Origin of the sequence: Croceicoccus gelatinilyticus (genome assembly GCF_018398395.1) — a bacterium.
Taxonomy (GTDB): domain Bacteria; phylum Pseudomonadota; class Alphaproteobacteria; order Sphingomonadales; family Sphingomonadaceae; genus Croceicoccus; species Croceicoccus gelatinilyticus.
The window spans coordinates 67,997-92,365 of record NZ_JAHCBF010000003.1 but is presented as its reverse complement, the minus strand read 5'-3'; the positions used below and the strand labels follow the sequence as shown (position 1 = coordinate 92,365).

The window sequence follows — 24,369 nt, the reverse complement described above, 5'->3', positions numbered from 1 at the left end:
GCTTGAACCCGATTATAAGGAACGTAGCGCTTAGTCTTCCGGACCGCCGGCACCAAGGCCGTTGGCTTCGGCAAAAGCCTGCTGGAAGGTGTCGCGGTTCAGGTAGGGCTCCGGATCGACCGGGGCACCGGCGATGCGGACTTCATAGTGAAGGTGCGGGCCGGTGGAACGGCCAGTCGAGCCGACCCAACCGATCAGTTCGCCCTTCTTCACTTCCTGGTCCGGACGCACGTTGAGGCGCGACATGTGACCATAGCGAGTTTCGATGTCGCCACCGTGTTCGATCTGAACGTAGTTGCCGTAGCCGCCGTACCACTGGGCCATTTCCACGCGGCCATCGGCCGTTGCGTAGATCGGCGTGCCGGTGGGCGCAGCCATGTCGAGACCGTTGTGGTTCTTGCGGCGACCCGTAACCGGGTGGATGCGCGAACCGAACGAGCTGGAATAGCGCGAACCTTCGACCGGAAGACGCGACGGGATCGACGCGACGCTGCTGGTGACGGTGTTGGCGATGCCGACCTTGGCTTCTTCAGCTTCGGTCTTCTTCCAGGTGGCGAAGAGCTGCTTGAACTTGGCGTCGCTTTCGGCCTTTTCGGCGTTTTCGCGAACCGGAGCCTTGACGTCCGCACTGGCCGAGGCGCTGGCGTTGGCAAGAGCCGGAGCGGGGGCCATCGCCATCGCGGCGATGCCGACCGTTCCGAGCGCAAGTGCCCGTCCAGCCTTCAGTGCAGAAATCCGAATTGCGTCCGTCATGCCAAGTCCTTCGTTATCTCGGCGCCTCAGGCCCCCCTAAAAAGGTGCGAGATACGCCGGGTGACCCCCTCGGCACGGCAGGCGTGATGTCCGTCACAGACCTGCCGCGATAAAAATTTGTAGAGAACGTCGGAACCCTCCCGCCGTCTCGTGAGTATTGGTTACGGGCGTAAAGGTTAATTAGACAATACCGGCGCGGTAGTCCCGCGACAAACCGGCTGCCTCGCGCGCCGAGTCGTTGAACGGTGGCTTCAAACGACCGCGAAAATGCCTTTCAACCAGATTTCTCCAGCTTTCTTGCGGATTTTCGTCTCTCGCACGGCTCACTTCGTCGAAGTGTTTGGTGCCGAAGCGCACGTGGCGAATCTCGTCGTCAAGGATTCGTTCGAGGATTCGCGCCCCGTTCTCGTCCCCCTGCGACCGCACGCGCTCAAGCGTCGCGGGCGTCACGTCGAGACCGCGCGCCTCCAGCACCATCGGCACGATCGCCAGCCTTGCCGCGACGTCGTGCCGCGTCTCCTGCGCGGCCTGCCACAGCCCGGCATGGGCGGGCAGGGCGCCGTAATGGCTGCCCAGCGTATGCAGCTTCCGGTCCAGCAGGGCGTAGTGCATCGCCTCGTCTGCGGCGACCGACAGGAAGTCCGATACAAACGCCTTTCCCATCGATTCGCCGAATCGCCCCGCCATGTCGAGCGCGAGGTCGATGGCGACGAATTCGATGTGCGCCAGCGCGTGCCACAGGGCGATTCGCCCGCGTTCCGACCCGCCCTTGCCGCGTTTCGGCATCTGGTTCGGTGGCAGCAGTTCCGGCGTTTCTGGGCGCGCCGGTTCATCCGGCATCTCGCAATCGAACTCGAAGGCAAGGCGCTCCAGCCGCCAATCTCGCACCAGTTTGCGCGTCGCCATGACCTTGGCGCGCGGATCGCCCGTCAGCAACGCGTCGCGGATCGCCGACGACAGGGAAGGCAGGTTTTCGGACATTTCGAACGGTCGGTTTACGGGGTCAAAGCGCCTTTGCGGCCTCCAGCACGGTATCGGCATGACCTTTGACGCGAACCTTGCGCCAGACCTGCGCGATCTTGCCGTCGGGTCCGACGAGGAAGGTCGAACGCTCTATCCCCATGTAGGTCCGGCCGTAATTCTTCTTCTCGGTCCACACGCCCAGCGCGTCGGTCACGCCGTCCTCTACCGGATCGGACGCGATCGGAACGGTCAGTTCGTGCTTGTCGATGAACTTCTGCTGCGCGGCGGGCTTGTCCTTGCTTGCCCCCAGAACCGCGGTTCCGGCCTTTTCGAATTCGGGCAGAAGCGCGGAAAAGTCCTTCGCCTCGGTCGTGCAGCCGGGGGTGTTCGCCTTGGGGTAGAAGAACACGACGACCTTCTTGCCCGCGAAGTCGGAGATCGAGACGGTGCCGCCATCGGGCGTTTCCATCGCGATGTCGGGAAAGGCATCGCCCACGTCGGGCCGCGTGTCGGTCATCTTCAAAGCTCCAGTGTCTCGCCGAAAGTCTCGGCCCAGGCCCCTGCCACTTCGGCGCGGGCCTTGTCGAGGGCGGATAGCAGCGCGTCCCAGCTGTCCTGACGGCAGGCGGCGGCCAGAACGTCGCGCGCGGCGGGCGGGGGCAGGTTGGTATCGGGAGAGACGAGGCGCAACGTGACCAGCATCCGCGTCAGGAGATCGCGCGCCTCGCCCAGCGTATCGGGAACGTGACCAGCCGCGCCAAGGCAGCGCACCGCCTTGCCGAGGTTGGGATCATGGCAGGTTCCGGTACGTAGCTGGTGGAAATGGGTCAGGAACTCCAAGTCGACCAGTCCGCCGCGCTGCAGCTTGATGTCCAGCGGCCCGCGCGGCGGTTTGTGGGTTGCCATGTCGCCGCGCATCTTCAGCACGTCGGCGCGCAAGGCATCTTCATCGCGCGGGCGCGTGAGGACCGAGCGGACGACTTCGTTAACGGCATCGCGGGCGGCAGGCGGTCCGTGGAGGACCCGCGCGCGCATCAGGGCCATGTGCTCCCACGTCCAAGCCGATTCCGCCTGATAGCGGGCGAAGCTGTCGATGCTGACGGCCAGAAGCCCCTGCGTGCCAGACGGGCGCAGGCGGGTGTCGACTTCGAACAGCGCGCCCTCGGCAGTCGGGACGGTCAGCGCGCCGGTCACACGCTGGGCAAGTCGGTTGAAGTATTGCGTTGCGCCCAGCGGCCGTTCGCCGTCGCTCTCCCCCTCGAAATCGCCGGTGAAAAGATAGACGATGTCGAGATCCGAGGCATGCGTCAGCGAACCGCCGCCCAGCCTTCCGAGGCCGAGCACGACCAGTTCCTCGGTCCCGATCCGCCCGTGGGCGCGCGAAAATTCGCGTGATGCCGCCTCCACGCAGACCGAAATCGCCGCTTCGGCCACGCGCGACAGGGCGGCGGCGACGTCGAGCGGGTCGTGCGCGTTGTCGATCAGCTGCACGCCAAGCGCGAACCGCAAGTCGCCGACGACGCGGCGGACGCGGTCGAGCACGGCTTCGTAATCGTCATCCTCGCCCCGCATGTCGGCGATCAGCGTGTCCACATCGCCGGGCAGATCGAATGCCGTCCGGTCGATCAGCGTGTCGAGCAAGTCTCCGCGCCGCCCCAGCGCATCGGCAAGGCTGGGCGACAGGGCCAGCACGCGGGCCAGCGTTTCGAGCAGGGCTGGGCGCGCTTCCAGCAAGTGGAAGATGTTGATCGCCGACGGCAGCCGCGCCAGCATCTGTTCCCATCGCGTCAAGGCGCGTTCGGGCTCGGGAGCCTTGGCCAGCGCCTCCAGCAATTGCGGACGGATCGCGCCGAAGGCCTGCCGCGCCGCGTCGGATCGCAGGCACTTCACGCGCCCCGCTTCCCAGCCGCCGATGCGTTCGGCCAGCTCGCCGGGGTCGGCAAAACCGAGCTCCTCCAGTCGTTCTTCGGCCACCGGCTGCGGTTTGGGCGCGGAAACCTTGCCCCCATGCGCTTCGACCAGCCTGTCGAAGCGGGTGCGCACCTTTTCGCAGATCGTGTCGAGTTCCGCGACAAGCGCCGCGCCATCGGCCAGCCCGTCTAGCCGCGCCACGTTGTCCAGCGCCTCGCCTGCGGGCAGCGAGTGGGTCTGGCGGTCATTCACCATCTGCAAGCGGTGCTCAATCTCGCGCAGGCGGTCATAGCTTTCGCCCATCACAACGGCGTCTTCGCCCGAAATGATCTGCGCCGCCGCCAGCGCGTCGAGCGCGGCGCGGGTACCCGAACAGCGCAGCGAGGGATCGCGGCCGCCGTGGATCAGCTGGTGCGTCTGCGCGAAGAATTCGACTTCGCGAATGCCGCCGCGGCCCTTCTTCACGTCGAAACCGGGGCCGGGGTGTTGCGGCCCCGAATGGTCGTCGCGGATGCGGTGGACGAGGCGGCCCACTTCGGAAATCGCGCCGAAATCGAGCGACTTGCGCCAGACGAAGGGGCGGATCTGCGACAGGAACTCGCGTCCTGCCTCTATATCGCCTGCGACCGACTTGGCGCGGATGAAGGCGGCCCTTTCCCACGCGAGGGCCGAGCTTTCGTAATGGGTCAGCGCCGCATCGAAGCTGATCGCCAGCGGGCTGACCTCGCTTGCGGGGCGCAGGCGCAGATCGGTGCGGAAGACGTATCCTTCGGCCGTCTGCGCGCCCATCGTCTGGACGACACGGCGGGCGGCCATCTGTGCAGCTTCGCCTGGTTCGTCCCGTTCCCGCCGGGGCAGGCGCGCGGGGTCGTAGAGCAGGATGGGGTCGATATCGGAGGAATAGTTCAACTCTCCCGCCCCGTGCTTGCCCAGCGCCAGCGCGGTCATGCCGGTGTTCTCGGCCCCCGGCATCCGGTGCGCGATTGCCTCGCCGATCGCGGCGTGGAGCGCGCGGCTGGCGAAATCGGAAAGTTCGCTCGTGACTTTCAGCAGCGGGAATGCGCCCGCGAGGTCCCCGATGCCCAGTACGAGCGCCAAGGCACGCTTTTCGCGGCGCAGCGCAGTGGCGACATCGGGCGCGCCTTCGCCCGCCTGTTTCGCCAGCGCGAGGGCCGCATCGCCCTCGCCAGTCGCCAGCATTTCTTCGAGATCGGGCCTTCGCGCCAGCAGGTCCGCCAGAAACGGCGCATGAGCCTTTGCGCGCGTGATCGCGCCGGTCCAATCTGGGTTCTGCCTCTCCATGAACCAAGGGATGGGGGCGCAAGAGGCCAATGGCAAGGCAGCAAGTTGACGTTACGGCGCTGCAACACAGGTGACAGGCACCCCTGCTAAATGTAATAGGCCCGAAAAACCCGAACCGACATTCAGGAAAGGCCTGTTCCGCGATGCAGAAGCTCTACCCCGACGCCAAGACCGCACTCGAAGGCCTGCTGAAGGACGACATGCTTGTCGCAAGTGGAGGTTTCGGCCTTTGCGGCATTCCCGAACGCCTGATCGACGCCGTGGTCGAAAGCGGCGTTAAGGGGCTGACGGTCGCTTCGAACAATGCCGGTATCGACAACGAAGGCCTCGGCAAGCTGCTACGCACCAAGCAGATCAAGAAGATGATCAGCTCCTACGTCGGTGAGAACAAGGAGTTCGAACGCCAGTTCCTTGCAGGCGAGCTGGAAGTCGAATTCTGCCCGCAGGGCACGCTTGCCGAACGCATGCGCGCCGGCGGTGCGGGCATCCCCGGTTTCTACACCAAGACCGGCGTCGGCACTCAAGTGGCCGAAGGTAAGGAAGTGAAGACCTTCGATGGTCAGGACTACATCCTTGAAAAGGGCATTTTCGCTGATGTCTCGCTGGTCAAGGCGTGGAAGGCGGATGAAAGCGGCAACCTCGTGTTCCGCAAGACCGCGCGTAACTTCAACCTGCCGGCCGCGACTTGCGGCAAGGTCTGTGTTGTCGAAGTGGAAGAGATCGTGCCGACCGGCTCGCTCGACCCCGACTGCATCCACCTTCCGGGCGTCTACGTCCAGCGGATGATCGTCGGCGCGCCCTACGACAAGAAGATCGAGTTCACGACCACGCGCCAGCGCGAAGCCGCGTAAGCGCTATGCGCGCCGCGCGCTTCAGCCGGACCCTGGGCCTGTGCGGGCTGATGCTCGCAGCAACGGGCCTGTCCGGCTGTGTCGCGGCGCTACCCCTTGCGGCGAGCGGGATGCTGGCGAAGCGGACCGTCGAGGACAAGGGCGAGGCTGCAGTGGCCGTTCCGGAGGAAGTCGCGGTGGTCATGCCGACGCCGAACCTCACCGAAAAGTGGTTTGCCGCTGCGCTCTTCGCCAGTGATCGTGCCGGAACCGGCCTTTCTGTCTTGCCCGATCCGGCGGCATCGAACGATGACGAGCCGGTTCTGCCCTGCCATGGCGGCAAGCCTGCAATCCTGATCGATCTCGATCCCGGCATTGCGGCGTTCCGGCCCGAAGCAGGGCCTTTCGTCGCGCAGCCGGGTCTCGCACCGGCGCTTGCCACCGCGCGCGCAGCGGAGACCGAAGTTCTCTGGATCAGTATACTGGGCGAAGCTCGCGAAGCAGAGCTGCGCGCCGTGCTGGCCGAAACCGGTCTCGATCCGGCGGGCGAGGATACCTTCCTGCTGATCCGCGATCCGGCAGAAACCAAGACACAGCGCCGCAATGCTGCCGCGGGCGAATGGTGCATCACCGCCATCGTCGGCGACCGCAGGGGCGACTTCGACGAATTCATGGATTACCTGCGCGATCCCGACGCGCCGACACCGTTCGATCCGCTGCTGGATAGCGGCTGGTTCGAACTGCCACCACCGATCAGGGCCGCCGCCTGACGGCGCCCGAACAACAGACAATATCGCCAAGGAGTAACGCAAATGCCCTGGACCCGTGACGAAATGGCCGCCCGCGCCGCGAAGGAGCTGGAAGACGGCTTCTACGTGAATCTCGGCATCGGCATCCCGACGCTGGTGGCCAACCACATTCCCGAAGGCGTCGAAGTCACGCTGCAGTCGGAAAACGGCATGCTGGGCATCGGGCCTTTCCCGTATGAGGGCGAGGAAGACGCCGACCTCATCAATGCCGGTAAGCAGACGATCAGCGAACTGGACAAGAGCGCCTATTTCGACAGCGCGGCCAGCTTTGCCATGATCCGCGGCGGGCACATCGACCTGACCGTGCTGGGCGCGATGGAAGTCGACCAGAACGGCGACATCGCCAACTGGATGATCCCGGGCAAGATGATCAAGGGCATGGGCGGCGCGATGGATCTTGTCGCGGGCGTGAAGAAGATCATCGTCGTCATGGAACACACCAGCAAGAACGGTAGCCCCAAGTTCATCCCCGAATGCACGCTGCCGCTGACGGGCAAGAACGTCGTCGACATGATCGTCACCGATCTCGCCGTGTTCCAGCGCCCCGACCATGACAGCCCTTTCAAGCTGGTCGAACTGGCCCCCGGCGTTACGGCCGAGGAAGTGGCGGAAAAGACGACGGCGCACTACGTTTCGTAACGTCGACACCTGATAGAGAGGATTTCCCGATGGCCCTGTCCGATATCGCGCTGACCCGCAACGACGGCAGCGAAGACAGCCTTGCCGCGCACAAGGGCAAGGTTCTGCTGATCGTCAACGTCGCTTCGCAGTGCGGCCTGACGCCGCAATATGCAGGCCTTCAGGCGTTGCAGGAAAAGTACGGCGAACAGGGCCTTGAGGTGCTGGGCTTTCCGGCCAACGACTTCGGCGCGCAGGAGCCGGGCACCGATGCGGAAATCGCAACGTTTTGCGAAACCAGCTTCGGTGTGAACTTCCCGCTCTTCGCCAAGGCCAGCGTGATCGGCGCGGACAAGCAGCCGCTTTATGCCGAGCTGGTCGAGGCGGCCCCGACGAAGCAGGGCGATGTCGAGGGTTTCCGGGAAAGGCTGCGCGGTTTCGGCATCACCCCGAACGACGATCCCGAAGTGCTCTGGAACTTCGAGAAGTTTCTTGTCGGCCGCGATGGCGAAGTCATTGCCCGTTTCGCACCGACCACCGCACCCGATGACGCGGAGCTGGTCTCCGCGATTGAGGCCGCGCTTTAACTTGCCGGAGTAAGGTTCGTCACGCGGTCCGTCTGGGGCAGCTGGCGAACCGGCACCGCGCCAAGCCACGCCTCGAACGCGTCGAGGTCGTTCGCGCCTGTCGTCGTCTGCGTCCCTTCGGTGAACACGGTAAACCCGTCGCCCCCTGCGGCGAGGAAGCTGTTCATCGTGATGCGATAGGACTTCAGCGGATTGATCGGATCGCCGTTCAGCGTTGCTTCGACAATGCGGTCGCCCTTGGGGCGTGAGCGGTCGTACGTGAAGGCGAACCCTTCGCTGGGCGCGAGGATCTGCTTCTTGTCGGCGCTGTCGAACTGCTGTTCCAGCAGGGCCAGGACCTGGTCGCCGGTAAAGGTCCGCGTGATCAGCGAATTGCCGAAGGGCTGCACGGCATAGAGATCGCCGAACGTGACCGTGCCGTCTGCTGCGGGGACGAGGCTGGCGCGCACGCCCGAATTGTTCATGAAGGCGATCTGGGCACCTGCCTCGCGCGTGGCGGCAAGCTGGCCGTCAGCGATCATGTCGCCCAGCGCGGTTTCCAGTTCGTCGTCATCGGTGATGATCGCCTCGCCAGAGACCTTGCCTGAAGGACGTTTCGCCACTTCTTCGACAGCCTCGACATACTGCCCGACATAGGCGGCGATCCCCGCATCGGGGACGATCGCGGCAAAGGCACTGCTGGTCGGGAGCGGCGAGCCGTCCTTGGCCTTGCCCTCGCTCTGCACCGTGACGTTGTGCGCGGTTTTCGCCGTTACCTCGTTCGTCGCCGGATTGATGGTGACCGCGATGTCGGTGACCTGCGACGCGCCATATCCCGCGCTGGTGACGAGGAAGGGGCGGGCCGGATCGATATCGCCGTAGTTGCAGACATAGCTGCGGTGCGTGTGGCCCGAGATCACGAGATCGACGCGCGGGTCCAGCCTTTCGAGAATGGGCAGAAGCTCACCCGAAACACTGCCGCAGCCGTTCGAATCCTCACGCGGGACATTGTAGAGCCCCTGGTGGATCGACACGACGATGGCATCGACGCCCTTGGAGGCCAGTTCCTCGACGTAGATGTTGATCGCGTTCGCCTCGTCCCCGAAATAGAGATCCTCGACCCCGCTCGGCGTGACGAGATTGGGAACGTCGCGCAGCGGCAACCCGATGACGCCGACAGTGACTTGCGCTTCGCCTTCACCGAACGTCTTGGTGCCGAAGGCGGGGAACAGCGTCTCGCCGTTGCGGGTGACGACATTGGCCGACAGGAACGGGAAGTTCGCGCCCGCAAAGTCCTTCTCGACCGCGCAGGGTTCGCGCAGCGTGTATTTCTCGCACCCGCCGTCGGCGATGCGCTTCAGCTCCTGCCAGCCCTTGTCGAATTCGTGATTGCCGACCGCATTGAAGTCCACGCCTACGCGGTTCATCACGCCGATCGCCGGTTCGTCGAGGAACGCGGCAGAGGCGAGCGGGCTGGCCCCGATCATGTCGCCGGCCGAGATCACCATCGAATATTCGTCCTGCGCGCGGATCGTGTTGATGGCCGATGCCATCCACGCCGCGCCGCCGACCGGAATGCTCACGATTTCGCCATCGGGCGTCATCACGTCCTTGGGCGCCGAGAGCGGCATCAGGTTGCCGTGGAAGTCGTTGATGCCAACGATGCGGACGGTGACCGGCTCTGGCGTGGGCGGCGCGGCGGGAACCGTGGCGCAGGCAGAGACGAGGAGCAGGGCGGCGGGGCTGAGGATGCGACGAATCATTGCGCTGACAGGCAATAAAGCCCTCGCCGCCCTGCGTCAGCAAAGTTCGCCGCTCAGCAGGTGAAAAGGCGTGCGAACCAGTTGTCGGCGGCGCGCTGGGGTGGGGCGTGGACCTTTACCTCCTGCGGTTCAACCGCGCGCGCGGGGCCGCCCGAAAGCAGCAGTTCGAGCGTGTCCATCACCGTCGTGCGCTTGCCCTTCACCGGGTGATAGGAAGGCTTGGCGACCGAATAGACCAGCGCGGTCCCGTCACCGTGCCAGCGGCCATCGAAGAACAGCGCCTGTTCGCGCTTGCGCCTGATGGCGAGCGAGGCGGGGCGGCACCAGTTCAGCATCGCCATCTTCGCGGTCTTCGTTTCGCCCTCGCGAACGTGGCGCATCCACTCGGCGCGCCCAATCGCGCCGGTGTTCCAGTGGAAAGAGAGCGCGGCAGCCAGTTCGTGTTCCTGCGGCGCGACCGGACCGAAAGCCTCCAGAACGGCGGGCAGGTAGCGGTTCTGGAGGACCCAGACGAAGACCTCGAGACAGCGGTGTAGCGGTTGCGGCTGGTCGCGATAACGCAGGACGCGGTGGCCGCAGGCGTCGGTCAGCCCGACACTCCACGTCCAGACGCCCACCGAGTCGCGATAGGCTTCGCGCACGACGCCTTCGTGCGCGATCAGCTCAGCGGCGATGCGCGGGGTAATCGTGGGGCGGTCAGGGTTGTAGGCAGTGGGCATCGGGCGGGTCTCCGGCAATGGAAAACCCGCCTCATGATGTGCGGTAGCTATTGTAGGAAAATAAAAACCGAGGCTTAGCGGCCGAGCGCGGTCTTCAGTTCCTCGACCAGATCGGTCGCTTCCCACGGGAACATGCCGTCGTTCGCCGGGCGGCCGAAGTGGCCGTAGGCTGCGGTCGGGCGATAGATCGGACGATTGAGCTTGAGACGCGTGCGGATGCCGCGAGGGGTCAGGCCGCCGAGGCTCTCGATCGAGCGAATGGCATCCTCAAGCTGCGGATCGGTAACGCCGTCCGCACACGTGCCGTGCGTATCGACATAGAGCGACAGCGGATGCGAAACGCCGATTGCGTAGGACAGCTGGATCGTGACTTTCTTAGCAAGGCCTGCTGCCACGATGTTCTTGGCAAGGTACCGCGCGATATAGGCGGCCGAGCGGTCCACTTTCGTCGGGTCCTTGCCCGAAAATGCGCCGCCGCCGTGCGGGGCTGCGCCGCCATATGTGTCGACGATGATCTTGCGACCGGTCAGACCAGCATCGCCATCGGGGCCGCCGATCTCGAACGAGCCGGTCGGGTTGATGTGATAAACCGTCTCATCCGACAGAAGGTTGTGCGGCAGAATGTCGGCAACGACGCCCTTCACATAGCTCTTCAGCTGCGCCTCGCGCTCACCCGTGTCGTAGCCCGGCTTGTGCTGGGTGGAGACGACGACGGCGGTGCAGGCGGCGGGCTTGCCGTCTTCAAAGCGCAGGGTCACCTGGCTCTTCGCATCGGGTTCGAGGAACGCAGCCTCGCCCGAATGGCGGTCGTCCGACAGGCGCTGCAGGATCTTGTGGCTGTAGTCGAGCGTCGCGGGCATGAGGTCCGGCGTCTCGTCGCAGGCAAAGCCGAACATGATGCCCTGGTCGCCCGCGCCTTCGTCCTTGGCGCTTTCCGCGTTCGAATCGACGCCCTGCGCAATGTGCGCGGACTGTCCGTGGAGGAAGTTTTCAAACCGCAGGCGTTCCCAGTGGAAGCCGTCCTGTTCGTACCCGATGTCGCGCACGACGGCGCGGGCGGTCTGCTCGATCTCTTCCTTCGCGCCCGGAGCCCAGTAACCGTTTTCGGCCCAGGCTTCGTTCTCGTCGTCGTACATCGGCTTGCAGCGGATTTCGCCCGACAGCACGACAAGCTGCGTCGTGGTCATCGTTTCACACGCGACGCGCGCTTCGGGGTCCTTCGACAGCATCAGGTCGACAATGGCGTCCGAAATCTGGTCGGAAACCTTGTCGGGGTGTCCTTCGGAAACCGATTCCGAAGTGAAGAGGTAGTTGCGACGCATGAGTGTTCCTGACGGCGTATAAAGCTTTCTTTATATCTTCTCTAACGACGCGTACGGCGGCTTGCAACAGCCGCGACGACGATCAACAGGATACCGAGCAAAACGGGCAGCCAGTTGCCGGTCCGTGAAAACAGGGTCGGCGCCGTTGCTGGAGGTACGAGACCGGAAAGACGCGAAGCCTGATGCTTGGGGATGTGCTGGCGAACGACGCCGCCCGCATCGATCACGGCGCTGATTCCCGTGGTGGTCGATCGCAGCACCGGCAGGCCTTCCTCGATCGCGCGCATCCGGGCTTGCGCCAGATGCTGGGGCGGGCCCCATGCACCGAACCAGCCGTCGTTCGAGGGGTTGAAGAGATAGTCTGGTCTGTTTCCGCGCTCGGCGACCTGACCGGAGAACACGATCTCGTAACAGATCTGGACGCCGGCCCTGCCCCACCGATCAAGGTCCAGCGTGCGCGGGCCGGGACCGGGCCGGAAGTCGAGCGTTCCGGCAACAAGGCGTGAAAGGCCAAGCGGTTCGAGGATCGAGCGCATCGGCAGGTATTCGCCGTAAGGGACGAGGTGCGCCTTGGCGTAACCGGCCGCGATCTCTCCGCCGGGGCCCACTGCGGTGACGACGTTTTCGGCAGCTGCAGCGCGGGTACCTTCGGCGTTCAGCACGATATCCACCGTACCGGTCAGGAGCATTCCGCCGGGCCCGACCATCGCCCCGATGCGTTCACGCGCCCTGGCCGGATCCGCGCCGTATGTTGTCGCGAGATAGTACCGGCGCGGATATCCGGGGCGAAGGTAGTCGGGCACTCCCGATTCCGGCCAGAGGAACAGCGTCGTCTCGTCGTCCGCTACGGGAGGTCCGCTGAGCAGCGCTGTCTTGACGAAATTCGCCTCGTACTCGCGCGGATCATTGAGGACTTCCTGCCTGACGTCGGGCTGGACGAGGCGGAAAGGGAGAGTACCTTCGCCTTGGCCTGCAGTCGGATATGGAATGAGAAGCAGAACGGCGGGGGCGGCCAAGGCGAGGGCAGGCTGCCACTTCGCCGCTTTGCCGCGCCATCCATCGAATGCCCAAAGCCATGCTCCCGCGAGCAGTATGACGACACCCGAAAGCGCATAAGTCCCGATCCACGGCAGGATCACGGCAAGGCCCGGCCTGTCGAACCCGCCTAGCGCCACCGCGCCCAAGGGGTTCCATGCAAAACCGCTGAATACCCATGAACGCAGCCATTCGCTGACGATCCAGCAACCGGCAAAAGCGACCGGCATGAGCCAGCCCTGCGGTCCGCGACGCGTGATCAGCCAGGCACCAAGCGCGGCGAGCAAAGGATAGACCGCGAGGTAGAGCGAGAGCAGAAAGACCGCGATCCAGCCCAGCCAAGCGGGCATTTCGGCCTGGTAGGTAAAGGCCGTCGCGATCCAGTTGTTGCCGAGCCAGAAGTGGCCGACACCGAACAGCCAGCCGAGCAGTGCGGCCTGCTTCCAACCTTGCGCGTTGCGCAAAAAGTGCATCAGCAGCGCAAGGGCTGCGAGCGTTACGGGCCAGAAGGAGAGGGGTTCGAACCCCGTCGCCGCGACCGCGCCGGCCACGAAGGCCAGCAACGGTGCGGAGAGTTTTGAGAAGCGACCAGACAGCACAGGCATATCGGCCAAGTAGGGCCAGTCGCCTCGCTTGTCAGCCGTTAACAGCCTGCTTCACGTCATCGTCGTCCGAGGTTTCGGCCTTCACCTTGCGCGGGCGACCGCGACGCTTGGGCTTTTCCTCGGTTTCGCCGATTGCGGGCGGCAGCGCCTGCGGGTCGAGGCCGCCGTCGTTGTCGACCGACTTTTCGGTCTCGCTGGTGTCTTCCGACGATTCCTCGTCGTCGCGATTGCGACGCGGGCGACGCTGGCGACTGTCACGCGTAAAGGGATTTTCATCCCCGCCGTCCTTGCGGCGACGCTGGCGGCGGTTCGAGGTTTCTTCCTCTTCCTCGCCGTCATTTTCGCTGTCGTTATCGTTGTTCTGGCCGCGGTTGTCGTCGTCCGACTGGCGGTCGGAACGATCGTCGTCACGCTTCTGGCGCTGTTCTTCCTGACGGGCCTTGCCGTCGGCGATCACGCGGAAATAGTGATCCGCGAACTGCAGGTAATATTCGGCCTGCACGCGGTCGCCGTTGCGGTGCGCTTCTTCCGCCAGCTTCTTGTACTTGTCCAGCAGCTGGGGGGCATTGCCGCGCGCCCGGCTGTCGATCCGGTTGAGATGCTGACCGCCACCCTGCGACCGATTGTTACGGCCGCGCCGGCGATTGTTGCCACGATTGTTATTCAAAGTAAGACTGTTCCCTTGTCCGGCGCGGGTGAACCATTTTCACCACAGCGCGCACCCAGTCGGAAACGCCCGGAGCCTCATTACCACGGGCAAGCCCTTTTCGGTCCGTCGTCCTTTTTGCAAATCAATGGGGACGGCAAACCAGCCTTACGGTCCAGCACCGACCCTGCCTGTCGCAGGCACCGAAGCGTTCGGAACGGAAGGATAGACGATCGCGCGGGAATCTACGTCCGTCGTTCGTCTGGTTACAGGGTTATCGGCAAAAACAGAGCCTGCCAACCCCTTTTCACCAAAAGGCTGTTTACCCTGCGCGAAACAATAGTGCGCGCGCATTACTTGCAAGGTCGCGGTACATCGAGCCGCAAAGCCCTGACTTTTCACCGATTGCCAACACCGCATTGGCCTGGCGAGAGCCGATTTCGATGACCGCGACGCCGTCCGGCGCCAGTAATTCGGGCAGGGCGGGGATAAGAATACGATAATCGTCGAGGCCGTCTTTGCCCGCAAACAGCGCCTCTGCCGGTTCGTGTTCGCGCACGTCGGGGGCCAGATCGGGGTCATTGGTTTCGACATAAGGAGGGTTCGACAGGACGAGATCGAACCGGCCGAGGCCGTCAAGCCAGTTCGCCTGTGTCCAGTCACCGGCCTGCATCGCCGCGCGGTCGGCCATGCTGGTGCGTGTTGCATTGTCGCGGGCGACCGCGAGGGCTGCGGGGCTGCGTTCGATGCCGGTGCCTTGCGCCTGGGGCCAGACCGACAGTGCGGCGAGCAGCAGTGCGCCCGTTCCCGTGCCACAGTCGAGCACGCGGTCCGGCGCGCGATCCCCAAGCGCGGCGATGGCGGTCTCGATCAGCGTTTCGGTATCGGGACGCGGAGTCAGGACGTCGGGCGTGACTTTCAGCGAGAGCCCGTAGAATTCCTGCTCTCCCGTGATCTGCGAAACCGGTTTGCCGGTGAGCCGCTCCGCGATAAGCGCCTCGAACCGCGCTGGAACCTCGTCACGGGCATGGCGCAGCAGCATGTCGGAGCGGCTGGCCCCCAAGGCATGCGCCATCAGCAGTTCGGCGTCGAGGCGGGGCGATGAACTGACCGCCTCCAGCGCGCGGGCGGCGTCGCGCAGGGCATCCGCCACGCTGGTCACGATCAGGCCGCTTCGTTCTGCGCCGCGAGCCGCGCGGCCTGGTCTTCGGCGATTAGTGCATCGACCAGTTCGGCAAGGCCGGGGCCTTCGAGAATCTCGGGCAGCTTGTGCAGCGTCAGGCCGATGCGGTGATCGGTCACGCGGCCTTGCGGGAAGTTGTAAGTGCGGATGCGTTCGGACCGGTCGCCGCTGCCGACCATGGCCTTGCGGGCCTCGGCCTCTGCGCCTTGGGCTTCGTCGCGCATCTGCTCATAGAGCCGCGCGCGCAGCACCTGCATCGCCTTTTCCTTGTTCTTGTGCTGGCTGCGACCGTCCTGACAGGTCACGACGATACCGGTCGGCTCGTGCGTGATGCGCACGGCGCTGTCGGTCGTGTTGACGTGCTGCCCGCCCGCGCCGCTCGCGCGATAGACGTCGATCTTGATGTCCTTGTCCTCGATCCGCACGTCGACTTCGTCGGGTTCGGGAAGGACCGCGACAGTCGCCGCGCTGGTGTGGATGCGCCCGCCGCTTTCGGTGACGGGTACGCGCTGGACGCGGTGGACACCGCTTTCGAACTTGAGCTTTGCAAAGACGCCCTGGCCCGAGACGTTGGCGACGATTTCCTTGAAGCCGCCGACATCGGATGCGTTCATCGAGATCGTCTCGACCCGCCAGCCCTGTTCGGCGGCATAGCGTTCGTACATGCGGAAAAGGTCGCCTGCGAACAGAGCGGCCTCGTCCCCGCCGGTGCCAGCGCGGATTTCCAGCATCGCGGGCCGCGCATCGGCAGCGTCACGAGGCAGGAGCGCGATGGCGAGACGGTCTTCGGCTTCGGGCAGTTCCGCTTCGATCCGATCGATGTCGTCGGCGGCCATCGCCTTCATTTCAGGATCGGCCAGCATCTCGCGCAGTTCGGCAAGCTCGCCGCGCATGGCGGTAATGCCTGCTGCCTCGCGCGCGACAGGCTCCAACTCCGCATAGTCGCGGCTGGCCTTTACGAAGTCGTCGCCCTCCAGCGTGCCAGAGGCAAGCCGCGCTTCCAGTTCGGAAAAGCGCTGCGCGATCTGGGCAAGGCGTTCGTCGGAAACCTGCACGGCGGATCAGTCGGCCAGCGCCGCCTCGATTCGATCGGCAAGGTTGTCTTCGGCCTTGATGCGGCTGGCGACTTCGCCCTCGCGGATCGAATAGGCAAGGATCGCTTTCGCGCCCTGCTTTACCGCCTTGTCGAACCGCTTGCGCGGGGATCCGCTGGCGAACAGCTCCGCGCTGGTGCCCGAACGGCGCAGGCGCGACACGGCGGCAACGCCCTCTGCCATCGCGGCATCGTCCTCGACCACTACGATTACGTCGGTCACGGGCTCCTCACGCTCTCCGACAAGCATGGCGAGGCGTTCGATGCCCGCCGCCCAGCCGACTGCCGGCGTCATCGGACCGCCCAGCGCTTCCATCAGCCCGTCATAGCGCCCGCCGCCCAGCACCGTGCCCTGCGCGCCGAGGCGGTCGGTCACGAATTCGAAGGCGGTGTGGCGATAGTAGTCGAGCCCGCGCACGAGCGAATCCATGCGGTTCCACCTCACGCCCGCGGCATCGAGACCGCTGGTGACGGCACCGAAAAAGTCCTGCGCTTCGCCCGACAGGAACTGGTCGATCTTGGGCGCATCGGCGACGAAAGGCCGGTCGCGAGGGTCCTTGGAATCGAGGATGCGCAGCGGATTACGCTCCAGCCGGTCCTGCGAATCCTCGGACAGTGAGATTACGTGATCGCGGAAATATTCGACGAGCGCGGAGCGCCACGCCTCGCGGCTGTCGCCATCGCCCAGCGTGTTGAGCTGCAAAGTCACGCCTTCTGCGATGCCAAGTTCATTCAGCAGCTGGTCGGCCATGACGAGCAGTTCGACATCGGCCTGCGGTTCGGCCGCGCCGATCACTTCGGCATCGATCTGGTGGAACTGGCGATAGCGGCCCTTCTGCGGGCGTTCGTAGCGGAACAGCGGGCCATGGGTGGCGATCTTGAGCGGGGCGTACTGCTTCCACCCGTCGGTGATGTAGGCGCGGGCAAGTCCAGCCGTGAATTCGGGCCGCAGGGTCAGCGATTCCCCGCCGCGATCCTCGAACGAATACATCTCCTTCGAGACCACGTCGGTCGTCTCGCCAAGGCTGCGCGAGAAGACGGCGGTCTTTTCGAAGACGGGCGTTTCGACCCGGCGGAAACGGTAGAGTTTGCGCACCCGCTCGAACGTCTCGACGACGTGTGCGAATGCCTCGGCCTCTGCGCCGAAAATGTCCTGGGTGCCGCGAATGGCCTGTGGTGTGTCGATCTTGCCGCTCATGCCGCGCGCCTTAGCGATGTTCGTGCGGGCTGAAAAGCGTAGCTATCGGGCCATGCAGTTGCATCGCGCAGGACCCCTCGCCATGTAGTAGGCGATGAAACCTTTTTCGATGATCGCGCTGCTCGCCGCCAGCGCTCCGCTCGCCCTTGGCGCCGCCCCCGCAATCGCGCAAACGCAAGCCGAAGCCGTCCGCAGCCTCCCCGCCGCAGGCCTTGCGCTTTCGCAGGACGTGCCCAGCCCGGTCGATACGCCGTTTCCGGGCGGAACGATCACCATCGATGTCGATGCTACCGACCTTGCACGCGGGTTGTTCCGCACGACCGAGACAATCCCCGTCGCTGCCGGCACCGACAAGCTGACGCTGCTCTATCCGCAGTGGCTGCCGGGCAAGCACGCAGGGCTTGCCAAGATCCGCAACCTTACCGGCATCCGGTTCACCGTCGACGGCAAGGACGTCGCGTGGGAGCGTGATCCGGTCGAAGTCTATGCCTTCCACCTCGACCTTCCCGAAGGGGCGAGCGAGGTCGTGGCGCATCTCGTCTATACTTCGGCGCTGCGGTCGTCCGAAGGGCGCATCGTGATGACGCCCGAGATGATGAACCTGAAGTTCGAGGAAATGACGCTCTATCCCGCGGGACATTACGTGCGCCGGATCGCGGTGAAGCCGACCGTCACGTTCCCCGCAGGCTGGGACGTCGCCACCGCTCTCGACGGCATGGCGCGCAGCGGCGACACGGTGACCTGGGCGCAGACCGATTACCAGACGCTGGTCGACAGCCCGATCTTTGCAGGCGAACACCACCGCGAATGGGATCTGGGCCATGATGCGCAGCTTCAGGCTTTTGCGCACGATCCCGAACATCTCGAAGCAACCGACGAACAGATCGCCAGCGTCCGCGCCCTTATGGACGAGGCGGTGATCCTGTTCGGCAACCAGCAGTGGGATCACTACGACTTCCTGCTCGGCCTGACCGAAAAGCTGGGCGGCATCGGGCTGGAGCATCACCGCTCGTCCGAGAACACGCTGCCGCAGGACACTTTCCAGGACTGGGAAAAGAACGAATACCGCGTCGACCTGCTGCCGCACGAACTGGTGCATAGCTGGAACGGCAAGTTCCGCCGTCCGGTCGGTTCGTGGACGCCCGACTATCGTCAGCCGATGCAGAACGAACTGCTCTGGGTCTATGAAGGCCAGACGCAATACTGGGACCTGCCGCTGTCCGCGCGCTCGGGAATGCAGAGCAAGGAAATGGTGCTGGGCGAGATCGCGCGTTCGGCCGCCGAATATGCGAGCGAACCGGGCCGCAGCTGGCGTTCGCTGGTCGATACGACCAACGATCCGCAAGTCGGCCAGCGCGCGTCGAAGCCTTACTACAGCTACGCTCGCGGCGAGGAATACTACAACGAGGGCGCGCTGGTCTGGCTGGAAGCCGACATGCTGATCCGCAGCGAGACGAGCGGGCGCAAGTCGCTCGACGACTTTGCCAAGCTGTTCTTCGGCGGCCATCCGGGCGACTGGGGCGAGATTACTTACGATTTCGACGACGTGGTCGAGACGTTGAACGCCATCCACCCGCGCGACTGGGCGACGTTCCTGCGCGAACGTGTCTACGCGGCTGGTGCTCCCGCTCCTCTGAAGGGCATCGAGCTTGGCGGCTACAAGCTGGTCTTCAAGGAAGAACCCAATCCCTTCGACAAGAGCCTGATGGCCAAGGGCACGCTGCGGCTGGAACACTCGCTGGGCATGGTTCTGAGCGAGACGGGCGCGGTGACTTCGGTGATCTGGGACGGCGTCGCCTTCAAGGCAGGCATCGTCAGCGGGGCCGAGATCGTGGCCGTGAACGGCGAGGAATACTCTGCCGACACGCTGAAAAAGGCGATCACGGCGGCCAAGGCAGGCGGTTCGATCGATCTCCTCGTCAAGCGTGGCGGTCGTTACACGACCGTGCCGGTTACCTATGACGGGGGCTTGCGCTGGCCGTGGCTGGAAAAGGCGGTGAAGGGCAAGGCGCCCATTGACCGCTGGCTCGAACCGCGCCGCTGATCGCCTGCGCCTTCGCAGGCGCGATACATCCCGAGTATCAGACCAAAGGAAGCCTTGGCGAAGGAGCGTGGGCGCGCTAGAGGCACCGGCGTTCCATTCGCTTGCTGCACTGCGGCAAGTTCCACCGATACCCTGAGACGACAGGAAATCCGATGCGCATCGACATGATCCCGACCGGCGACAATCCGCCCGAAAGCCTCAACGTCATCATCGAAGTCCCGACCGGCGGCGAGCCCGTGAAGTACGAATTCGACAAGGCCTCGGGCGCTCTTTTCGTCGACCGCATCCTGCACACGCCGATGCGCTATCCGGCCAACTACGGCTTTGTCCCACACACGCTTTCGCCCGACGGCGACCCGCTCGACGCGCTGGTCGTGGCGCGCAGCCCCTTCGTCCCCGGCTCGGTCGTGCGCGCGCGCCCGATCGCGGTCCTCAACCTCGAGGACGAACATGGCGGCGATGAAAAGCTGGTCTGCGTGCCGGTGGATTCGACGTTCCCGTACTATACCAACGTCGCGGAAAAGCACGATCTGCCCGAAATCGTGATGCAGCAGATCGAGCACTTCTTCACCCACTACAAGGATCTCGAAGCCGAGAAGTGGGTCCGCATCGGCAACTGGGGCGGCGCTGAAGAAGCCCGTCAGATCGTGCTCGAAGCGATCGAACGCGCCAAGGAAGCCGGTCAGGCCTGAACCTTCAGGACAGAGAGCCGCTCACTCGACGGGGCGGCTCTCGTCCAGCAGGTCCTTTTCGCGAGTGACCTGCCTTTCCCGCTCCACCAGGTCCGCAACGTGGGTCTCGGGCGCGGTATCCACCTTTTCCTCGATGACGGCAGCGCGTGAAACCTTCGCGGGTTTTGCGCCCTCTTCGCTTGGCGCGGGCAGCGGCATCGGGGCCGAACGCGGATCGATACGCAGGCGGTAGATCGGCTCGGGCAACCCGAAGCCCGCCCCTTCCAGCGCGTTCTTCGCGGCCTGAATCGCCAGAGAGCGAGCCTTGAAATAGTCGGTGTCGGTCTGGTCGATCCAGCCGAGAAAGCGCACGACGACATTGGAATCGCCCACTTCCATGACGCGGGCGCTTGGCACCGGTTCCGCGATCACGAAATCGAGCGCGGCAATGGCGGCCGTGCCCGTCGCCATCGCCTCGACCGGATCGTCGTCCGCATCGACGCCGAGATCGAATTCGAAGCGGCGCTGCGGATTGGTCGTGAAATTGAGGATTACCGCCTTGAAGACGGTGGAGTTCGGGATACGCAAATGATTGCCGTCCAAAGTCATCAGCACCGTGGCGCGACTGGTCAGGCGGATGACGCGGCCTTCGTTCCCTTCGATCACGACATGGTCGTTGGCGCGGAAGGGCTGGCGCAGCGAAAGCATGATCGAGGAGATGTAATTGTCGATCGTGTCGCGCACGGCAAAGCCGATGGCGATACCGATGACGCCGCCGATGCCGAGCAAGGCGCCCAGTAAGGCCGTCGCGCCCAGAATCTTTAGCGCAATGTAAAGCCCGAGCAGCACGCCGAAGAACCGGATCGCGCTGGCCAGCAATTCTGCGATGAAAGGATTGGGCGTGACACGCAACCAGAGCGATTCCCGATCCGCCAGCCAGCGCAGCGCGATCATGACGAGCGCAGCGAGCAGGACTGCCACGCCGAACAGCGGCAACATGCGCCACAAGTTGCGCGCCTCGTCCCCTATGGCCGAGACGGTGGGGGCAAGGTTTCGGTCGACGGCAAGATCTCGTTCGATCTCGTTGTTGACGGTGACGACACCCGCGACACGTCCCGCGATTGTCTCAGCCTGATCGGCCTTCGTTGCGCTGGCGACGCTGCCCGACAGGGTGACGACGCCTTCCTGTACTTCGACTTCGACACCCTCGAGCGCGTCGATAGCCGCGAAGATGGCGCTGATGCGTTCCGCAATGCGGGCGTCGGCATCATCGGCCCGTTCGGTCTCAATCGCGGCGGGTTCGGGGGCGCTAGCCTCCTCTGCCGCGGGTTCGCCGGTCAGTTCTGCAATCGCCCCGTGGGCGGCGACCGGAGAGAAAAGCGCGAGAAAAAGCGCACAGAACAGGTGTCGCAGGGCCCGATAATCAGGCACCGGCAACCGTCATCCCGTCGATGCGCAGCGTCGGCACGTTGACCGCGTAGAACGTCTCCAGATCGTTCGCCGCGCGCAGCGAGCGGAACATTTCCAGCAGGTTTCCGGCAATCGTGATGCCCGAAACCGGCCCCATGATCTCGCCGCCGCGAATGCGGAAGCCGGAAGCGCCCCGGCTGTAATCTCCGGTCACGCCATTGACGCCCTGTCCGATCAGTTCGGTGACCAGCACGCCTTCCTCGATGTCCGCGATCAGTTCCTCGACGCTCTGCTCGCCGGGGGAGAGCACGACATTCGAACACGATGCACTGGGCGATCCGCCGCCGTGGCGCACCGCATGGCCGGTCGGCCTGCGCCCCAGCTTGTTCGCCGATGCCGTGTCGAGCAACCAGCCCGAAAGCACGCCGTCCGCGATGATGGTCGAGGGTCGGGCGGGCAGGCCTTCGCCGTCGAAGGGATGCGAACTTAGCCCGCGCGGGCGCAGCGGATCGTCGACGATGGTGACGGCGCTGTCGAAGACCTGCTTGCCTTCATGCTCCATCAAAAAGCTGGCCCCGCGCGCAATCGACGGGCCGGCAATAGCGCCCACGAGGTGGCCGACAAGGCTGCGCCCGACCATCGGGTCGAACACTACCGGCATCGCGCCGCTGCGCATCGTTTCGGGGCCGAGACGGGCAACTGCACGCGTCGCAGCCTTGCGGCCGATTTCGGCGGCATCGGGAAGTTCGCCGCGATGACGGGCGACGCGCCATTCCGATCCGCGCTCCATCCCGCTGCCCTGTCCGGCAACGACCGCCGCGGAAATCGAATGGCGCGACTGGCAGTAACTTCCGGCAAAGCCGTGGCTGGTGGCGATGGCGATGGTGTTGCCGCCGCTTCCTGCAGAGGCACCTTCGCTGTTGGTCACGCCCTGGACCTGGCGCGCGCATTCCTCCGCCTCGCGCGCGCATTCGCGCAGGATGTCGGCGTCAGGATTGGGCGAGACGAGGTCGAGATCGGGGATCGGCCCGGCCATCAGCATGTCTTCGGGGGCAAGGCCCGAAAACTCGTCCTGCGGCGCGGCGCGGGCCATGGCGATTGCGCGGCTGGCCAGTTCATCGAGGCTGGCGGCATCCAGCGCGCTGGACCCGATGGTCGCGCTGCGCTTGCCGACAAAGACGCGCAGGCCGAAATGCTCGGTCTCCGACCGGTCGACGGCTTCGAGTTCGCCAAGGCGGACTTCCACGCTTTCCGAATGATTTCCGACATATACCGCGTCGGCAGCGTCCGCGCCCAGTTCCTTTGCGCGGTTAATCAGGTCGGCGCAGCGGCCGAGCGCGCCCTCTTCGTTCAGCATGGGCTCTCGATCGTAATGAGGGGGATCGTAATCAAGGCGTCAGTCGCTCGCTCATCCTGCAGCATTTCGCCAAGGGATAGGCGCAGGATCGCAGGGCGGCAAGCCGCGTGACGGCCAAGCCCCTATGGCGCGCCTCAGAACGCAGCAATCAGGCGCGCGATACCGGCCAGAACGAAGGGCGTGCCGATGGCGAAGGCCCAGATGATGATACGGTCACGCTTGAACCGCGTTTCCTGTGCCGGGTCGAACGCTTCGGCATCGGTAAGCTCGCTCCAGTGCTTTTCCAGCATTCGGGCGGCAGGGATGATCATGGCAACCAGGACGATAAGCGCGAGATAGGGCAGCGTCGTGCTGGTCATCTCTTTCAGCTGCTTCATCGTCACGAAGATCTGCAGCGCGGTATAGACCAGCAGCGAATAGGCGAGATGGTCGCTAATGCGGCGGCGCCAGTCCTTCACGACGGCGGGTTCTTGTGCGTGATCACGGATCGCGGAATCCTTCCGGCTGTTTACCATCATCGCTCCAGTCCCTTCGGCAATCCTTTTTATAGCATGAGTATTCATCTGGGAGAAATGTGCGTCAAGCACGGTTCTCCAACGCCCCGGCGATGTCCCGGGGCGGGTCGACGCCTGTCTGGCACCCGCGGCCATGCAGGAATCTTGCCAATTGGTATGCGGGGGGCTTCAAAGCCGGCTCGCAGATGCTATGTGGTGGCGCAAGAGAACGACGCGTGCCCCCTTTCGCTTCGCATGACGGGGGTGCCTGCCGACGAGGAGCAGTACCATCGACAGCCATACCCTCGATCCGTCCGTGGACCCGGCCGAAACGGCCTCGCCCCCGGTGCCTCAGGGCGGGCTGGAAGTCGTCTCCATCGCCAAAAGCTACGATAAGCGCGCGGTCCTGACCGATATCTCGCTCTCGGTCGCCAAGGGCGAAGTGCTCGGCCTGCTCGGCCCCAACGGCGCGGGCAAGACGACGTGTTTCTATTCGATCATGGGCCTCGTCCGCCCGGATTCGGGCCGCATCCTGATGGACGGCGAGGACGTGACGAAGCTGCCGATGTATCGCCGCGCGATCCTCGGTCTTGGCTATCTGCCGCAGGAAACCTCGATCTTTCGCGGCATGACGGTCGAACAGAACATCAATTGCGTTCTCGAAATGGTGGAGCCTGACGCAGACGTTCGTGCATCTGAGCTCGAACGCCTGCTCGATGAATTCGGCCTGACGCGCCTGCGTGAAAGCCCGGCGATGGCGCTTTCGGGCGGTGAACGCCGCCGCTGCGAGATTGCCCGCGCACTGGCGGCAAAGCCCTCGATCATGCTGCTCGACGAACCGTTCGCCGGTATCGACCCGCTGTCGATCGGCGACATCCGCGATCTCGTGATCGAGTTGAAGAGCCGCGGCATCGGTGTGCTGATCACCGACCACAACGTGCGCGAGACGCTGGAGATCGTGGACCGGGCCTGCATCATCTATGGCGGGCAGGTCCTTTTTGCCGGTTCTCCGGAAGATCTCGTCGCGAACGAAGACGTGCGTCGCCTCTACCTGGGCGAAGCCTTCACGCTTTGATG

The 24,369-nt window shown here is 64.5% G+C and carries 22 protein-coding genes; 7 read left to right on the top strand and 15 right to left on the bottom strand.

Going from position 1 to position 24,369, the window contains the following annotated elements; genetic code table 11:
- Nucleotides 1–30: 30 nt before the first annotated feature.
- The 4 genes from KIH45_RS07855 to glnE form a co-directional block, all read right to left on the bottom strand.
- The gene (locus KIH45_RS07855) at nucleotides 31–753 is read right to left on the bottom strand and encodes a M23 family metallopeptidase (RefSeq protein WP_213175463.1); all 723 of its coding nucleotides are present in this window, start codon (nucleotides 751–753) and stop codon (nucleotides 31–33) included.
- Nucleotides 754–933: 180 nt separating this feature from the next.
- Nucleotides 934–1,734, bottom strand: a complete 801-nt coding sequence (locus KIH45_RS07850) for a ferritin-like domain-containing protein (RefSeq protein ID WP_213175462.1) — start codon at nucleotides 1,732–1,734, stop codon at nucleotides 934–936.
- Nucleotides 1,735–1,756: 22 nt separating this feature from the next.
- Nucleotides 1,757–2,233 (bottom strand): peroxiredoxin, encoded by a 477-nt coding sequence (locus KIH45_RS07845; RefSeq protein WP_213175461.1) that lies wholly within the window; start codon nucleotides 2,231–2,233, stop codon nucleotides 1,757–1,759.
- Between the two features lie 2 nt (nucleotides 2,234–2,235).
- Entirely contained in the window at nucleotides 2,236–4,929 is a 2,694-nt protein-coding gene (glnE, locus tag KIH45_RS07840; RefSeq protein WP_213175460.1) for a bifunctional [glutamate--ammonia ligase]-adenylyl-L-tyrosine phosphorylase/[glutamate--ammonia-ligase] adenylyltransferase, read from the bottom strand.
- 143 nt (nucleotides 4,930–5,072) lie between these two features.
- Between glnE and KIH45_RS07835 the strand changes: the two genes are divergently transcribed.
- From KIH45_RS07835 to KIH45_RS07820, 4 genes are read left to right on the top strand one after another with little or no spacing between them, the layout of a single operon-like run.
- A complete protein-coding gene (locus KIH45_RS07835; RefSeq protein ID WP_213175459.1) occupies nucleotides 5,073–5,780 on the top strand; it encodes a CoA transferase subunit A in 708 nt (235 codons plus the stop codon).
- Between the two features lie 5 nt (nucleotides 5,781–5,785).
- The gene (locus KIH45_RS07830; protein WP_213175458.1) at nucleotides 5,786–6,529 is read left to right on the top strand and encodes a hypothetical protein; all 744 of its coding nucleotides are present in this window, start codon (nucleotides 5,786–5,788) and stop codon (nucleotides 6,527–6,529) included.
- Between the two features lie 42 nt (nucleotides 6,530–6,571).
- Nucleotides 6,572–7,207 carry a CoA transferase subunit B gene (locus KIH45_RS07825; protein ID WP_213175457.1) on the top strand — a complete coding sequence of 212 codons (636 nt, stop codon included), beginning with the start codon at nucleotides 6,572–6,574 and terminating at the stop codon, nucleotides 7,205–7,207.
- A gap of 29 nt (nucleotides 7,208–7,236) precedes the next feature.
- On the top strand, nucleotides 7,237–7,773 hold the full coding sequence (locus tag KIH45_RS07820) for a glutathione peroxidase (RefSeq protein WP_213175456.1): 537 nt from the start codon (nucleotides 7,237–7,239) through the stop codon (nucleotides 7,771–7,773).
- On the opposite strand, the gene KIH45_RS07815 is transcribed toward KIH45_RS07820, so the two are convergent.
- The 8 genes from KIH45_RS07815 to hisS all read right to left on the bottom strand — a co-directional run bounded on the left by KIH45_RS07815 (nucleotide 7,770) and on the right by hisS (nucleotide 17,316).
- Nucleotides 7,770–9,515, bottom strand: a complete 1,746-nt coding sequence (locus KIH45_RS07815; RefSeq protein WP_213175455.1) for a bifunctional metallophosphatase/5'-nucleotidase — start codon at nucleotides 9,513–9,515, stop codon at nucleotides 7,770–7,772. The genes KIH45_RS07820 and KIH45_RS07815 overlap by 4 nt on opposite strands.
- Nucleotides 9,516–9,568: 53 nt before the next feature.
- Nucleotides 9,569–10,234, bottom strand: a complete 666-nt coding sequence (locus KIH45_RS07810) for a lysozyme (RefSeq protein ID WP_213175454.1) — start codon at nucleotides 10,232–10,234, stop codon at nucleotides 9,569–9,571.
- Between the two features lie 74 nt (nucleotides 10,235–10,308).
- Entirely contained in the window at nucleotides 10,309–11,556 is a 1,248-nt protein-coding gene (gene metK / locus KIH45_RS07805; protein WP_213175453.1) for a methionine adenosyltransferase, read from the bottom strand.
- 41 nt (nucleotides 11,557–11,597) lie between these two features.
- Nucleotides 11,598–13,196, bottom strand: coding sequence for an apolipoprotein N-acyltransferase (gene lnt, locus KIH45_RS07800; RefSeq protein WP_213175724.1), 1,599 nt, complete (start codon nucleotides 13,194–13,196; stop codon nucleotides 11,598–11,600).
- A gap of 31 nt (nucleotides 13,197–13,227) precedes the next feature.
- A complete protein-coding gene (locus KIH45_RS07795; protein WP_213175452.1) occupies nucleotides 13,228–13,863 on the bottom strand; it encodes a DUF4167 domain-containing protein in 636 nt (211 codons plus the stop codon).
- Between the two features lie 301 nt (nucleotides 13,864–14,164).
- Nucleotides 14,165–15,007: a peptide chain release factor N(5)-glutamine methyltransferase gene (prmC, locus tag KIH45_RS07790; RefSeq protein WP_420481930.1), complete on the bottom strand. Its 843-nt coding sequence runs from the start codon at nucleotides 15,005–15,007 to the stop codon at nucleotides 14,165–14,167.
- Nucleotides 15,007–16,080, bottom strand: coding sequence for a peptide chain release factor 1 (gene prfA / locus KIH45_RS07785; protein WP_213175451.1), 1,074 nt, complete (start codon nucleotides 16,078–16,080; stop codon nucleotides 15,007–15,009). Before prfA ends, prmC begins: the two co-directional genes overlap by 1 nt.
- A gap of 6 nt (nucleotides 16,081–16,086) precedes the next feature.
- Nucleotides 16,087–17,316, bottom strand: coding sequence for a histidine--tRNA ligase (gene hisS, locus KIH45_RS07780; RefSeq protein ID WP_213175450.1), 1,230 nt, complete (start codon nucleotides 17,314–17,316; stop codon nucleotides 16,087–16,089).
- Nucleotides 17,317–17,410: 94 nt separating this feature from the next.
- Here hisS and KIH45_RS07775 point away from each other — a divergent pair, with 94 nt between their 5' ends.
- A complete protein-coding gene (locus KIH45_RS07775) occupies nucleotides 17,411–19,360 on the top strand; it encodes a M61 family metallopeptidase (RefSeq protein WP_225899761.1) in 1,950 nt (649 codons plus the stop codon).
- A gap of 152 nt (nucleotides 19,361–19,512) precedes the next feature.
- Nucleotides 19,513–20,052, top strand: coding sequence for an inorganic diphosphatase (gene ppa, locus KIH45_RS07770; protein WP_213175449.1), 540 nt, complete (start codon nucleotides 19,513–19,515; stop codon nucleotides 20,050–20,052).
- 21 nt (nucleotides 20,053–20,073) lie between these two features.
- Here ppa and KIH45_RS07765 read toward each other — a convergent pair whose 3' ends face one another.
- The 3 genes from KIH45_RS07765 to KIH45_RS07755 form a co-directional block, all read right to left on the bottom strand.
- Nucleotides 20,074–21,462, bottom strand: coding sequence for a mechanosensitive ion channel family protein (locus KIH45_RS07765; RefSeq protein WP_337925424.1), 1,389 nt, complete (start codon nucleotides 21,460–21,462; stop codon nucleotides 20,074–20,076).
- The gene (locus KIH45_RS07760) at nucleotides 21,455–22,798 is read right to left on the bottom strand and encodes a TldD/PmbA family protein (RefSeq protein WP_213175448.1); all 1,344 of its coding nucleotides are present in this window, start codon (nucleotides 22,796–22,798) and stop codon (nucleotides 21,455–21,457) included. The genes KIH45_RS07765 and KIH45_RS07760 overlap by 8 nt, the downstream gene beginning before the upstream one ends.
- A 134-nt stretch (nucleotides 22,799–22,932) precedes the next feature.
- The gene (locus tag KIH45_RS07755) at nucleotides 22,933–23,316 is read right to left on the bottom strand and encodes a hypothetical protein (RefSeq protein WP_225899760.1); all 384 of its coding nucleotides are present in this window, start codon (nucleotides 23,314–23,316) and stop codon (nucleotides 22,933–22,935) included.
- 292 nt (nucleotides 23,317–23,608) lie between these two features.
- Between KIH45_RS07755 and lptB the strand changes: the two genes are divergently transcribed.
- Complete coding sequence (lptB, locus tag KIH45_RS07750) at nucleotides 23,609–24,367, top strand: LPS export ABC transporter ATP-binding protein (protein WP_337925423.1); 759 nt, start codon at nucleotides 23,609–23,611, stop codon at nucleotides 24,365–24,367.
- Nucleotides 24,368–24,369: the final 2 nt, after the last annotated feature.

Coding starts and splice junctions, on each gene's coding strand:
- KIH45_RS07855 (WP_213175463.1), bottom strand. CDS start 753: ATGACGGACGCAATTCGGATTTCTGCACTGAAGGCTGGACGGGCACTT.
- KIH45_RS07850 (WP_213175462.1), bottom strand. CDS start 1,734: ATGTCCGAAAACCTGCCTTCCCTGTCGTCGGCGATCCGCGACGCGTTG.
- KIH45_RS07845 (WP_213175461.1), bottom strand. CDS start 2,233: ATGACCGACACGCGGCCCGACGTGGGCGATGCCTTTCCCGACATCGCG.
- glnE (WP_213175460.1), bottom strand. CDS start 4,929: ATGGAGAGGCAGAACCCAGATTGGACCGGCGCGATCACGCGCGCAAAG.
- KIH45_RS07835 (WP_213175459.1), top strand. CDS start 5,073: ATGCAGAAGCTCTACCCCGACGCCAAGACCGCACTCGAAGGCCTGCTG.
- KIH45_RS07830 (WP_213175458.1), top strand. CDS start 5,786: ATGCGCGCCGCGCGCTTCAGCCGGACCCTGGGCCTGTGCGGGCTGATG.
- KIH45_RS07825 (WP_213175457.1), top strand. CDS start 6,572: ATGCCCTGGACCCGTGACGAAATGGCCGCCCGCGCCGCGAAGGAGCTG.
- KIH45_RS07820 (WP_213175456.1), top strand. CDS start 7,237: ATGGCCCTGTCCGATATCGCGCTGACCCGCAACGACGGCAGCGAAGAC.
- KIH45_RS07815 (WP_213175455.1), bottom strand. CDS start 9,515: ATGATTCGTCGCATCCTCAGCCCCGCCGCCCTGCTCCTCGTCTCTGCC.
- KIH45_RS07810 (WP_213175454.1), bottom strand. CDS start 10,234: ATGCCCACTGCCTACAACCCTGACCGCCCCACGATTACCCCGCGCATC.
- metK (WP_213175453.1), bottom strand. CDS start 11,556: ATGCGTCGCAACTACCTCTTCACTTCGGAATCGGTTTCCGAAGGACAC.
- lnt (WP_213175724.1), bottom strand. CDS start 13,196: ATGCCTGTGCTGTCTGGTCGCTTCTCAAAACTCTCCGCACCGTTGCTG.
- hisS (WP_213175450.1), bottom strand. CDS start 17,316: ATGAGCGGCAAGATCGACACACCACAGGCCATTCGCGGCACCCAGGAC.
- KIH45_RS07775 (WP_225899761.1), top strand. CDS start 17,411: ATGAAACCTTTTTCGATGATCGCGCTGCTCGCCGCCAGCGCTCCGCTC.
- ppa (WP_213175449.1), top strand. CDS start 19,513: ATGCGCATCGACATGATCCCGACCGGCGACAATCCGCCCGAAAGCCTC.
- KIH45_RS07760 (WP_213175448.1), bottom strand. CDS start 22,798: ATGCTGAACGAAGAGGGCGCGCTCGGCCGCTGCGCCGACCTGATTAAC.
- KIH45_RS07755 (WP_225899760.1), bottom strand. CDS start 23,316: ATGATGGTAAACAGCCGGAAGGATTCCGCGATCCGTGATCACGCACAA.